Origin of the sequence: Robertkochia sediminum, from assembly GCF_016786255.1 — a bacterium.
GTDB lineage: Bacteria > Bacteroidota > Bacteroidia > Flavobacteriales > Flavobacteriaceae > Robertkochia > Robertkochia sediminum.
This window is the reverse complement of sequence record NZ_JADMKT010000081.1, coordinates 1-13,286: the sequence shown is the minus strand read 5'-3', so window position 1 is coordinate 13,286 and position 13,286 is coordinate 1. Positions and strand designations below refer to the sequence as shown.

At 41.3% G+C, this 13,286-nt stretch carries 8 protein-coding genes and 1 pseudogene; 8 read left to right on the top strand and 1 reads right to left on the bottom strand.

Translation table 11 applies throughout. The features are described from left to right. Positions 1-157: 157 nt before the first annotated feature. Positions 158-1,558, bottom strand: coding sequence for a nucleotide sugar dehydrogenase (locus tag IS446_RS14620; protein WP_203061504.1), 1,401 nt, complete (start codon positions 1,556-1,558; stop codon positions 158-160). 390 nt (positions 1,559-1,948) lie between these two features. On the opposite strand from IS446_RS14620, the gene IS446_RS14615 reads away from it, so the two are divergent. The 8 genes and pseudogenes from IS446_RS14615 to IS446_RS14585 all read left to right on the top strand — a co-directional run bounded on the left by IS446_RS14615 (position 1,949) and on the right by IS446_RS14585 (position 12,923). After that, on the top strand, positions 1,949-3,082 hold the full coding sequence (locus IS446_RS14615) for a DegT/DnrJ/EryC1/StrS family aminotransferase (RefSeq protein WP_203061503.1): 1,134 nt from the start codon (positions 1,949-1,951) through the stop codon (positions 3,080-3,082). Beyond that, the gene (locus IS446_RS14610; protein WP_203061502.1) at positions 3,079-5,037 is read left to right on the top strand and encodes a polysaccharide biosynthesis protein; all 1,959 of its coding nucleotides are present in this window, start codon (positions 3,079-3,081) and stop codon (positions 5,035-5,037) included. The genes IS446_RS14615 and IS446_RS14610 overlap by 4 nt, the downstream gene beginning before the upstream one ends. 15 nt (positions 5,038-5,052) lie before the next feature. After that, complete coding sequence (locus tag IS446_RS14605) at positions 5,053-5,835, top strand: polysaccharide biosynthesis/export family protein (RefSeq protein WP_203061501.1); 783 nt, start codon at positions 5,053-5,055, stop codon at positions 5,833-5,835. 10 nt (positions 5,836-5,845) lie between these two features. Then, positions 5,846-6,169 (top strand): annotated as a pseudogene (locus IS446_RS15600) (Wzz/FepE/Etk N-terminal domain-containing protein); the annotation flags it as partial. Between the two features lie 66 nt (positions 6,170-6,235). Then, entirely contained in the window at positions 6,236-8,218 is a 1,983-nt protein-coding gene (locus IS446_RS14600) for a GumC family protein (protein ID WP_235996522.1), read from the top strand. Between the two features lie 17 nt (positions 8,219-8,235). Beyond that, positions 8,236-8,388, top strand: coding sequence for an adenylosuccinate synthetase (locus tag IS446_RS14595; RefSeq protein ID WP_203061499.1), 153 nt, complete (start codon positions 8,236-8,238; stop codon positions 8,386-8,388). Between the two features lie 429 nt (positions 8,389-8,817). Continuing rightward, complete coding sequence (ppdK, locus tag IS446_RS14590) at positions 8,818-11,556, top strand: pyruvate, phosphate dikinase (RefSeq protein WP_203061498.1); 2,739 nt, start codon at positions 8,818-8,820, stop codon at positions 11,554-11,556. A 281-nt stretch (positions 11,557-11,837) separates the two neighbouring features. Next, positions 11,838-12,923 carry an IS110 family RNA-guided transposase gene (locus tag IS446_RS14585; RefSeq protein WP_203057834.1) on the top strand — a complete coding sequence of 362 codons (1,086 nt, stop codon included), beginning with the start codon at positions 11,838-11,840 and terminating at the stop codon, positions 12,921-12,923. Positions 12,924-13,286: the final 363 nt, after the last annotated feature.

Here is a 13,286-nt window from a genome sequence, read left to right as displayed (position 1 = left end):
CATTTTGACATAATATACTTGCTAAATAACGTTTATATGCTATGAGAAGAGGGGAGTGCTTGAATCCATTTTAAGCAGGAAGTACTTTAGGGATAGTCCATAAAAAAAGCCCGGTATTCAGAACCGGGCTTTCATGAGGTATTATTTAAAATTCAGATTACTTTCCTTCTCCAATTCGGTAATAATCGAATCCGATAGACTTCATGTAGTGTTTGTCGAGAATTCTTCTTCCATCAAAAACGAAAGCCGGTTTCAGCATCATTTCGTAAAGTGACTCCCACGGTAGTTCTTTAAACTCGTCCCATTCCGTCAAGATAGCAATAGCATGCGCTTCTTTAGCGGCTTCTTCAGGGTTATTGACCACTTTAACCAGACGTCGGTTTTCTGCTTCAGAGCGGGTATTGAGATAATCCAGATCTGCATATACCTGTTCTGCACTAACCTTTGGATCATATACGACGATCTCTGCTTGTTCTTCCAGTAAGGTGTCGGCTACATAGATGGCGGCAGATTCCCTTGTATCGTTGGTATCTTTTTTAAAGGCCCAACCATAGAAGGCGATCTTTTTACCCGATACCGTATTATATAAGGTTGAAATGATGTTTTCTGCAAAACGTCTTTTTTGGTAGTCATTTATTTTGATCACCTGATCCCAATACTCTGCCACTTCGCTTAGTCCGTAAGTTTTACAGATGTATACCAGGTTCAAAATATCTTTTTGGAAACAGGAGCCACCAAAACCTACTGAAGCATTCAGGAACTTTGGCCCTATTCGGGAATCCTTTCCAATAGCTCTGCTCACTTCTGCTACATTGGCATCTGTTTTTTCACAAAGGGCAGAGATGGAATTAATAGAAGAGATCCTTTGTGCAAGGAATGCATTGGCAACCAGTTTAGAAAGTTCTGAAGACCATAGGTTGGTTTGAAGTACTCTTTCTTTGGGTAACCAGTGTTCATAAATACTGCTAAGAATATTCTTAGCCTCTTTCCCGGAAGGAGTATCATCACCTCCTATTAATACACGGTCGGCATTAAGCAGGTCATCTATAGCGGTACCTTCGGCCAGAAATTCCGGGTTAGACAGGATCTCGTATTTCACGCCGTTTCCTGTATTGTGAAGGATATCTTTAATGGCCTGAGCGGTTCGCACCGGTAGGGTCGATTTTTCTACGACGATCTTATCATCCTTAGCGACTCTGGCGATGTTTCGGGCACACAACTCAATGTATTTGAGGTCAGCGGCTTCTCCTTTACCTTTACCGTAAGTTTTTGTAGGGGTATTAACCGAAATAAAGATCATATCGGCTTCATCAATGGCCTTGTCGACTTCTGTAGAGAAGAATAAATTCTTGTTTCTTGATTCGGCAACGACTTCCTTCAAACCGGGTTCGTATACCGGGAGCTTATCGAGGTCTTCATCATTCCAAGCAGCAATGCGCTTCTCGTTAATATCGACCACAGTAACCTGAATTTCCGGGCATTTATTGGCGATAACGGACATGGTAGGTCCGCCTACGTATCCTGCTCCTATACAACAGATCTTTTTTACTTCTTTCATTACGTAGTGTTCTTTAGGTAAATTACAGGCTCAAAGATAATGGTTACGGAAGCTTTAGGCATGGATTCTTCGCGAAAAATCAAAGTTAAATCGTTAAATGACGCAATTTCAATAACCTATATTTTTCGAAGAATAGCACACTTTTCCCGAAGTAGTGTTTTTCTCTCATTTACAATAATTTAGCTTCATTTCTTCATCCGTATTTAGCCGAATATTATTCCTTTTTGACGAGACAAGGACTCTAACGCTCTCTGGTTTAATAAATTTATAATGCCTGACTTGAATTAACCTGGAGCTTTGATCGAAGGTATTCATTGTTTAAGGTAAATTATTAAACCCCTGCTTACCAATTTACTAATGGACTTCCTGCGGCTTTAACGATGAACCGTTATGATCGCAACTAATACCAAAATCTGGCTTTCTTCACCTCATATGGGGGGCAGGGAGCAATTTTATGTGAATGAAGCTTTCCGTACGAACTGGATAGCTCCTTTGGGTCCTAATGTCCAGGGATTTGAATCAGATCTCGAGAATTTTCTTGGAGGCTCACACCACGTTGCGGCACTTTCTTCAGGAACCGCATCACTTCATCTAGCCTTGATTTTGTGTGGCGTTGGTCCTGGTGATATTGTACTTTGCCAGAGCTTTACTTTTGCGGCCAGTGCTAATCCCATAACATATTTAGGTGCAACCCCTGTCTTTATAGATAGTGAGGAAGACACCTGGAACCTTTCACCCGAATTATTAGAACGTTCAATTCTTGACCATTTAGAAAAGGGTATTAAGCCTAAGGCGATCATTGCAGTCCATCTATATGGTATGCCTTATAAGGTTAATGAAATACACCAGCTTTCTGAAAAATATAATATTCCTGTAATTGAAGATAGTGCTGAAGCGCTTGGAAGTCGTTTCAACGATCAAAACTGCGGTACCTTCGGTGATCTTGCTACTCTTTCATTTAATGGCAATAAGATCATTACCACTTCGGGCGGTGGAGCATTAGTGTCGCCTTCTTTAAGCCTTAAAGAAAAAGCAGTTTTTCTAGCAACGCAGGCAAGAGATCATGCGCCACACTATGAGCATTCCAATATTGGTTATAACTACCGTATGAGCAATGTGACGGCAGGCATAGGAAGGGGGCAGATGGAAGTACTCGATGACAGGGTAGAAGTACGAAGAAGAAATTACATGTTTTACTATGACAGACTAAATGTCTTAGAAGGAGTAAGCTTTTGTCAAGAACCTGAAGGGTATTATTCGAATCGATGGCTTACCTGTATCCTATTGGAAAATACTGAAATGCGCGAGCGCATTCGTTTATATCTGGACGAACATAATATTGAATCTCGTCCTTTGTGGAAGCCCATGCATTTGCAGCCCGTGTTCCGGGAAAAAACGGCCTATGTTAATGGTGTTTCGGAGAAGCTGTTCGATAAGGGTCTCTGCCTTCCCAGTGGCTCTAATTTATCGGAAGACGACCTTAATCGTATTACCAACCTGATCTTTAAAGCATTTGAATTATGATAAATAATTTACTCCCCCTGTTTATCCCAAAATATGGCTCCAAATGGCTGGTATTGGCCATGGACACCGGTTTGGTCATGCTCACCTTTTTTGTAGCCTATTTCCTCTCGTCTGATTTTACTTTAAACTTTGAGTTTAAATGGTTCATGACAGGAATTATTGCCATTGGTCTTATCTCGTTGTTCAGTTTCGGAATCACAGGTTCATACCGCGGAATTCTGCGATATACCGGGGTTCGGGATATGTTTAAGGTGACTTTGGCGGTTGGGGTCATTAGCTTTCTTACGGTATTGCTTTTGCTGGTGAATAACACCTTTGATGTTATCCCGGGGTTTACTATTCCTAAACTAACCATCATCTTGCACGCATTACTTAATCTGGTGGCATTGGCAGCATCGCGTTTGCTTTTTAAACTGGCCTATAAATACATAATGAGTGATTTTCACTTAACAGAGCGCATTGTGATCTATGGAGCAGGTGATGCCGGTATCATGACCTACAATGCCTTAGCGAACTCCCTAAAACAAAACATTCGTGTAGTTGCGTTTATAGATGATAATAAGGCAAAGGTGGGTAGTAGTATCAATGGAGCACCTATTCTCTCCAGAGCAGCATTCAATAAGAATTTTGTTGAGCGTTATGGCATTAACGAGGTCATTATTGCGATCCCTAATACCAGTGGGAGATATTTACAGGGCAGTATAAATGAAATGGTCGAGTTAGTGCCACGAGTAAAGATCATTCCTCCTGTTAGTCAATGGATCAATGGGGAGATCCAACTTAACCAGATCAAGCAGGTTCAGTTGGAAGACCTTTTACAAAGGAATCCTATAAATATAGAGAACAGGGAACTTGCGAAAGAATTTACCGGCAAGACCATTTTAGTTACCGGGGCTGCAGGTTCTATAGGTAGTGAGATCGCCAGACAGGTTAATCACTTCCCCATAAAAAAACTGATATGCCTGGACATTGCAGAGTCGGCTCTTTACGATCTGCAGCAAGAATTTATAAGGGAAGGCAGAAAAGATTTTACCGTAATTGTTAGTGATGTAAGAGATGCTCATGGAATAGATGCAATTCTTACGAATTATGAGCCGGATATTATTTTTCACGCTGCAGCCTATAAGCATGTGCCCCTCATGGAGGAAAATCCGTATGAGGCCGTTAAGATCAATGTCGTAGGGACCAGGATTTTAGCGAATGCTGCCGTAAAACATAAGGTAGGTAAGTTTGTACTTGTGTCTACCGATAAAGCCGTAAACCCTACCAATGTTATGGGGGCGACCAAACGCACTGCAGAGATCTACATCGGTGCATTGCAAAGAGAAACTAAAGCCACGAGATTCATCACCACTCGCTTTGGAAATGTTCTGGGATCTAATGGATCGGTGATCCCATTGTTTCGTAAACAATTAGAGCAAGGAGGACCTCTAACCGTAACCCATGAAGAAGTCACCCGTTATTTTATGACCATACCGGAAGCCTCGCAACTTGTTTTACAGGCCGGTAGTATGGGTAAGGGGGGAGAGATATTCATATTTGATATGGGTGAAAGGGTGAAGATATTCGATCTTGCGAAAAATATGATCAAACTATCCGGCTTGAATTATCCCGATGATATTGATATTCAGATCACCGGACTCAGGCCAGGAGAGAAGTTGTATGAAGAGTTATTAGCTAATGGGGAGAACACCATGCCAACTTATCATGACAAGATCCTTATTAGTAAGGTGAAAGACCTCGATTACGAACATTTGAAAGCAAAGATCGAGGCCTTATGTATTTTCAATCTATATAATGACAGAAATATGATCGTTTCAAAATTGAAACAGATCGTTCCGGAATACATTTCAAAAAATTCAGATTTCACCTGTTTGGATAAATCCGATGAAGATAGAACTGGGAATTACTCCATCCTCCAATCCTTAAATTTTAATCCATATAAAAAGCTGTAAAACGAACTTTAGGCTATGACTTACTTACCTTTTTTTCTAAAAAAGATTTTAACAAGACTGTTCTTATTATTCTTGTTGTTTCAGATTACTTCATGTGCAAGTCGTAAGGATGTTGCTTACTTTCAGAATGCGGGGGCATACGAGACTATGGTAGAAACCAGGGATTTTGAGCCTAGATTGAAGGTAGATGATCTTCTAAGTATTTACATATCTGCAAATAATATAGAAAGCACTACTGCGTTCAATCTTAAGAAAGGAGAAGGAATTTCTTATGAGGAGGTAGATTACATTATCGATAAAGAGGGCTTTATAGACTTTCCTGTTTTAGGGAAGATCAAACTTATGGGGTTAACGACAGAGGAAGCGAAAAAGCTCATAGAAAGTCAGCTGATAGGTAAGAAGTTGTTGAGGGATCCTGTGGTTAATTTAAGGATCAAAAATTTTAGAGTTACTATTTTGGGGCATGTTAAGAAACCGGGTACTTATTCTGTGCCAACCGAACGAATAACCTTGCTAGAAGCACTTGGTCTGGCAGGTGATCTAGAGATGAAAGCAAGAAGAGATAATGTGTTGGTCATAAGAGATTTTGATGGGGTGAAGACCTTTACCAGAATTAATTTAACGACAAAAGAATTTATCAAATCCCCGGTATATTACCTTACTCAGAATGATGTGGTCTATGTAGAACCTAATGAATCGGCAATAAAAACTACCTCCTTAGATAACAGAGCGACGATAATGGTGTCCATATTTTCTGTTCTCATAACATCTACAGCTTTAATTCTAACCAGAAATTAAAATTGCATCCATGACTCAGATTCTGAAAAACAGAGATATCAAGGGAAACCATTCAAAGGATGAAAGAATAAAAATTAAGGAGACTGTTAAATTTTATTTATCCAGATGGAAGTGGTTCGCACTGTCCTTATTTGCCTTTTTGATCTTAGGTAAACTGTATTTGAGATATAAGACACCTCTTTACGAAGCCAAATCTGTGATAAGACTATTGCAAGAAAATAGTTCTACACCTGAAACAGCCCTCCTTGGTGCATCAGGTCTTGTTTCTACAAATTCCAAATTGATTAAGGACGAGGTTAATGTTATTAGCTCAAGATTATTGATCGAAAAAACATTAAAGGATCTCAAGTTCAACCTTAAAGTTTATAGTGAGGGCAACTTTAAAGACAAAGAACTGTACATGACATCCCCGGTACACCTTAACTTTTTGGTAAAGGATTCTGTATTATTTAATTCTTATCTCTATTTCGAAATAATACCGTTAAGCACCTCTGAATTTCAATATATTGATGAATATGAAGTAAGCTCCACTCATGAATTCGGTTCATCTGTTCGTACCGCGATAGGGGATCTTGTGGTTACCCCTGAGCAGCATATTTTAGATAATTATTTTGGAACCAAATTGAAGGTGGTTCTGTCTCCCGTTAAGGAGTTTGTTAATATGTATAAGAAGAATCTCTCTGTTATGTCGGACAATGATAGAATGGACCCAACCAATTTATTAGAGGTTCTGTTCGTAGATAGTCAGCCCCAAAAGGCTAAGGCCTTTGTCGATAAACTGGTAGAGAATTATAATTTACTGGCCATAGAGCGCAAGAATGAGATCACTAATATCACTTATGATTTCATTAATGAACGTATTACCCGTATCTCTTCCGAGTTATCGGATGTGGATCAACAACAGGAGCAATTTAAGGTAGGGAATCAAATAACAGATATTTCTTCAGAAGCCGGATTAATACTTCAGGCAGAAGAAAAGAACCAGGAACAGATCATTAATCTGAGGACACAGTTGAACACTTCTCAGCAAATGTTGATCTATCTAAAAAACAAAGGAAAGTTCGAACTGTTACCTTCTAATATAGGTGTTGAAGACTCCAACATAAATACCATTATTAATCAGTATAACGATCTTATGCTTCAACGGAAGCGTTTATTAAGAAGTTCCGGAGAAAATAACCCGGTGATTCTCCAGATCAATGAGCAGTTGTTTTCATTGGATCAATCCTTATTAAATAGTTTGAATGCTTTTATAAACTCAATTAAGATCAGGATAAATACTCTGGAGGCCAATAATGAAAAACTCGACTCCCGCATTACCTCGGTACCCGGGCAGGAAAGAAAAAGCAGAGATATTCGCAGGCAGCAGGAGATCAAAGAAGCAATTTTTCTCTATCTATTACAAAAGCGTGAGGAATCTGCTATAGCCATGGCAACGGCATCTCCGAACGCAGAGGTTATTGATCCTGCTCATGTAAACTTAAATGAACCGGTTTCTCCAAATAAGACAAAAACATACCTGGCGCTCATTATCCTGGGAATGGGCCTACCTTTTGGTATTTTATATGTGAGTAATATTTTTGATACGAAGTACAGTTCTCTGGCAGATCTGAAGTCTGATGTTAACAATATCAATATCATTGCAGAGATTCCCGGAATAGATCGAAATAATGACCTTAAATTGAAGAACGATCTATCGACAGAGTCCTTTAGGCATTTACGAACAAATCTCGATTTTTACGGTAAGTCTGTTACCGAAACTGGTCGGGTAATCTTTGTCACCTCTTCGATTAATGATGAAGGGAAAACTTTTGTGGCTACCAATCTGGCTAAAACCTATGCCTTATCCAATCGCAGGGTACTTTTGGTAGAGGCAGATTTTAGGAATCCCGATGTAGTCAAAAGTTTTAAGTATAGCAAGAAGGAAGGTATAGCTGAATATCTGAGTGGAAAAAGAAGCCTAAAGGATGTGATCCTACAGGATCCCGAATTCAAAAATCTTTTTGTTCTCACCGCCGGACAGGCTTTTGTGAACCCATCAATTCTTTTAGATGATAAAAAGGTCTCTGGACTATTTAGATCTTTAAGAAGGGATTTTGAGGTGATCATTGTCGATACGGCTCCTACTGTATTGGTGTCCGATACCATGGTATTGGGAGTAGAGGCCGATCAAACACTTTATTTGGTACGTGCGGAATATACCGAAAAGGAAATGATGCCGCATATCATCGGGTTACATGAAGAAAAGAGATTGCCTAATATGAACATCGTATTTAATGATGTTAAAAAAGGACAACTCCGATATGGATATAGATACGGGGAGGTAGGCCCAGAATCCTGGCGTAAGAAATTGAAAAATATATTAAAGTTTAATAAAGCTTAGATCTTCAAAGAAAACATATGTTGCTTATCCAGATCCCCGAAGAAGTTCCCAAACCCCATCAGAATGATCCGTTGGATTTCACTTCTGCCACTGAGCTCATTCTCTATGTGGGGTTGCCACTCCTCTTTATATTCCTTTACTATTTGTGGAAACGTTCCAAAAAGCAATAAGCCGGAGTTTCATTATTCAAATCCTGTAATTGTTACCGACCTTAACTCTTGAACTCTTGGCCTTAACTTCGTTCTGTTCATCGCCAACTTTGAGTAGGCGAACAAAACCGTTATAATTCCATTCACTACTTGGTATTTCTATCGTTTGAGTTGCCTTAAACAACACTGTTTTAGGGTTTGAAAAGGTAATGCCTCTGTAAGAATTATAAAATCCCAAATTTTTTCAAATATTTTTTTTAAAGGACTAAATCGCTTGAATTCAGTGAGTTTATGCCGGTTTAGCCATCCTGGCTGGATGCTTTTTTCTGACAACAAACTTCGTACATGACCTAAGTCATAAAATCTCCTGTAATACTGACCGAACTTTAAAGTGTTAAACACAAACAAAAACACCATATAACTAATCAATTATTGCATAAAATCGAAATCATGGAAGTTATTCAGGAAATTAAAAAACGGGTCTATAGTTTTGGAGACCGCGAAGCCGATGGAAATGCCACTATGAAGAACTTACTTGGAGGAAAAGGCGCCAACCTTGCCGAAATGAGCAAGATCGGTATTCCGGTACCTCCGGGGTTCACTATTACCACTGAAGTATGTACAGAGTATAATAAACTCGGACAAGAAGCTACGGTGAACCTGATCAGAGAAGAGGTTAGGGAATCGGTAAAACGTATTGGAGAGATCATGGGAGCCGATTTCGGATCATCCAGCAATCCGCTGCTTATTTCTGTTCGTTCAGGGGCCCGCGTATCAATGCCGGGGATGATGGATACGGTATTAAATCTAGGACTCAATGATGTGACCGTAGAGGCGCTGGCCAAACTTACCGGAAACGACCGCTTCGCATGGGATTCATATCGCCGATTCGTTCAGATGTACGGAGGTGTGGTTATGGGTATGAAGCCGGAATCTAAAGAAGAGATCGATCCCTTCGAAGCCATTATGGAAGAGATCAAGGAAGATAAGGGGATCGAATTGGATACCGATCTGACCACGGAAGATCTCAAAACACTTGTTTTTCGCTTTAAGGAGGCGATCACCAAAAGAACAGGAAATACATTACCACAAGACCCATGGGAGCAACTCTGGGGAGCTGTGATCGCTGTATTTAATAGCTGGAATGGTGACAGAGCAGTATACTACCGTACCATGAACGGATATCCCGCAGATTGGGGAACCGCTGTGAACGTACAGGCCATGGTTTATGGTAATATGGGAGAGAATTCCGGTACGGGAGTGTGCTTTACACGTGATGCCGGTACGGGAGAGAACGTATTTAACGGGGAGTACCTCATTAACGCCCAGGGTGAAGATGTGGTTGCCGGGGTACGTACACCACAGCAGATCACTAAACTCGGATCAGAGCGCTGGGCAGAACTGGCTCAGGTTACTGAAGAGGTAAGAAGAGAAACCTATCCTTCTCTCGAGGAGATCATGCCTTCCATCTATAAGGAACTATTTGAAATTCAGCGCAGGCTGGAAATACATTACCGCAATATGCAGGATATGGAATTTACCATTCAGAACGGTAAATTGTGGATCCTCCAGACAAGGGACGGTAAGCGTACCGGGGCGGCTATGGTGAAGATCGCCATGGACATGCTTAAGGAACGACTTATTAATGAGCAAGAGGCCTTGCTTCGCGTAGAGCCTGTTAAACTTGACGAACTTCTACACCCGATCTTTGATCTCACCGCATTAAAAAGTGCCACCGCCATTGCTCAGGGACTTCCTGCCTCTCCGGGAGCGGCAACCGGACAGATCGTATTCCACTCTGATGAGGTAGAGAAGTTCAAGCACGCCATTCTGGTACGTGTTGAAACCTCCCCCGAAGACCTCGAAGGGATGCACCGTGCAAAAGGTATCCTTACTGCAAGAGGGGGTATGACCTCTCACGCCGCGGTTGTGGCAAGAGGTATGGGTAAATGCTGTATCTCAGGTGCTGGTGCACTTAAGATCAATTACAAGACCCGCACCATGGTGATAGATGGTCGTGAATTCCACGAAGGCGACTGGATCTCACTAAACGGTAGTACCGGTAATATCTACGAAGGTAAGATAGCCACAAAAGAACCGGAACTTACCGGAGAGTTTGCAGAGATCATGAAGCTCAGTGATAAGTATCGTACACTGAAGATCCGCACCAATGCCGATACTCCAGCCGATGCACTGGTAGGTAGAAACTTCGGTGCACAAGGTATCGGACTAACAAGAACGGAGCATATGTTCTTCGAAGTAGACCGTATTAAAGCCATGAGAGAAATGATCCTGGCATCGTCTACCAAAGGACGTAAGCGAGCGCTCGATAAATTATTACCAATGCAGCGATCGGACTTCGAAGGAATTTTCGAAGCCATGGATGGAACTGCAGTAACCATCAGATTGCTTGATCCACCATTACACGAGTTCGTACCTCACCAGTTGGCACATCAAAAAGAGCTGGCAGAAGACCTGCACGTTTCTCTTGAAATGGTAAAAGCCAAGGTAGCCGACCTTGAAGAGTTTAATCCGATGTTAGGTCACCGTGGATGCCGTTTGGGGATCACCTATCCGGAGATCACAGAAATGCAGACCAGAGCGATTATCGAAGCTGCCATCAATGTGAGTGAAAAAGGCGTGCAGATGAAACCAGAGATCATGGTACCATTAGTTGGTACGATCGAAGAGTTCAGAGCTCAGAAAGAGGTGATCGATAAAACTGCCGAACTGGTATTCGCTGAACGAAATACCAAGGTTGAATACAAGGTAGGTACCATGATCGAGATCCCAAGAGCTGCTCTTATTGCCGATCAGATCGCAAATGAAGCACAGTTCTTCTCCTTCGGTACTAATGACCTTACGCAAATGACCTACGGATACTCCAGAGATGACGCCGGTAAATTCATGCCGATCTATCTCGACAAGAATATCCTGAAAGCCGATCCGTTCGAAACCATCGATCAGAAAGGTGTAGGTACCCTGATGCGTATCGGAGTAGGCCGCGGACGCGAGGTGAACCCTTGGCTTAAGATCGGAATCTGTGGAGAGCACGGAGGAGATCCGGCCTCGATCGAATTCTGTAATCAGCTCGGAATGGACTACGTAAGTTGTTCTCCTTTCCGCGTGCCGATCGCAAGGATTTCAGCCGCACAGGCAGCCATTAAGGCACAGGCAAGAAACTCATAAAAGAGCCTGGATAACCGAAAACACCCTGGGAGCGCCCGTTCGTTCCCGGGGTGTTTTTATTTTGGGTAGATGGGTAGATGGGTAAGTAGGTAAGCAGGTAAAGAGGTAAGCAGGTAAAGAGGTAAGCAGGTAAAGAGGTAAAGTTACTATGTTTGTTTTAGGCCACAGTTCCAATGAAATAAGAGGAAAGAATCAAAGGTAGAATTGGGGCATTATTAAACAAAAAAGCATAAGCCAAGTTTTTTATTTTAAGGTAATAACAATCTAAAAAACATTGACTTATGCCGACATTAGTTAAAGATACGCCGAGAGGATTTGATGGGCAAACAATTTATATTGGAATTGACTGTCATAAGAAGAGTTGGAAGGTCACGCTTTTAAGTGATAATTTTGAACTGAAGACGATGAGTAGGGATGCTGATGCTCAAGGGTTGGCAAAATACCTTCAAAAGCATTATCCCGGAGCTTGTTATAAGGCTGTTTACGAGGCGGGCTTCAATGGGTTTACTCCTTGCAGAACACTTCGTTCATTGGGTATAGATGCTCAGGTGGTACATGCAGCAGATATCCCTACAAGTCAGAAGGATCGCCAACGAAAGAATGATACGGTCGATAGTAGGAAACTAGCCAATACACTGCGATCCCAGTTACTTAAAGGGATCGATGTTCCGGATCGGCATTTGGAGTTAGACCGTAGTTTACTGCGTTTGCGTTATAGTTTAACGAAGGATCTTTCCAGGGTGAAGAATCGGATTAAGTCGCTTTTGTTTCAGTATGGGATTTCTATTCCTGAGGAACTTGACCGGGGGAGCAAGAGTTGGACTAAGGCTTATGTTGCGTGGTTGGAAAGTGAGATGGTAAAGTATCCGGATCTTAAATTCATTATTCAGGCTCATCTGGATTACGGCCAATATTTAAAGGTCAAGAAGAAAGAGGTGAGTTCTCGTTTAAGAGCTCTGGCAAAGAGTAATAATTACCGTGAGAATGTACTATTGCTGCAAAGCATACCTGGTATAGGTGTTGTGACAGCCATGACTTTGCTGACTCAAATTGGGGATATACATCGTTTTACCAACTTTGACCGTCTTTGCGGTTATTTTGGATTAATGCCTAAGGTACATGCTTCAGGAGATCGGGAGAGCTCCTCGGGTATAAGCTCCAGAGGTCGAACTAATGTAAAGAACACATTGATCGAAGCGGCCTGGAGTGCAGTTCGCAGCGATCCTGCACTGACTTTACGATTTACCAACTTGAGTAAACGGATGAAAAAGAATAAGGCTATCATTCGAATTGCCAAGAATCTTTTAAACCGGATTCGTTATGTATTAATTCATCGAGAGCCTTATAAGTATGGGGTCGTATGTTAAAAACAAATAGCGTGAATCAGAAAGCTTTAACTTTAATGGTACTATTTATAAACCTGGGAAAATTACAAAGGGGGAACGAACGTTCGTTTACAATTGCAGCACTTGAAGATCACTGATCTGCAAGCAGACTGTTCGGTGAAGTTTACGTCCCCCTTCCTTTTAAAGTGAACAATAAATTGCAGCTAATGCCTAAGCATTGAGACTGTTGATAGAAGATTAATTGAAAGGGTTTTTAGTAAAAAAGTAGTACCATCAAAGAGAAAGAGTGTTTGAATCATGAACAGAAATGGAAGCTTTGAAAAGGGCTTCCGAAAGACTATAATGGTAAAAAACAGGCTTTTTGCTTGGAAAACAACATAGAAG

Excerpts from the sequence above, each read along its gene's own strand:
- IS446_RS14595 (WP_203061499.1), top strand. The coding sequence starts at position 8,236 with ATGTTGCTTATCCAGATCCCCGAAGAAGTTCCCAAACCCCATCAGAAT.
- IS446_RS14585 (WP_203057834.1), top strand. The coding sequence starts at position 11,838 with ATGCCGACATTAGTTAAAGATACGCCGAGAGGATTTGATGGGCAAACA.
- IS446_RS14605 (WP_203061501.1), top strand. The coding sequence starts at position 5,053 with ATGACTTACTTACCTTTTTTTCTAAAAAAGATTTTAACAAGACTGTTC.
- IS446_RS14610 (WP_203061502.1), top strand. The coding sequence starts at position 3,079 with ATGATAAATAATTTACTCCCCCTGTTTATCCCAAAATATGGCTCCAAA.
- IS446_RS14615 (WP_203061503.1), top strand. The coding sequence starts at position 1,949 with ATGATCGCAACTAATACCAAAATCTGGCTTTCTTCACCTCATATGGGG.
- ppdK (WP_203061498.1), top strand. The coding sequence starts at position 8,818 with ATGGAAGTTATTCAGGAAATTAAAAAACGGGTCTATAGTTTTGGAGAC.
- IS446_RS14620 (WP_203061504.1), bottom strand. The coding sequence starts at position 1,558 with ATGAAAGAAGTAAAAAAGATCTGTTGTATAGGAGCAGGATACGTAGGC.
- IS446_RS14600 (WP_235996522.1), top strand. The coding sequence starts at position 6,236 with ATGACATCCCCGGTACACCTTAACTTTTTGGTAAAGGATTCTGTATTA.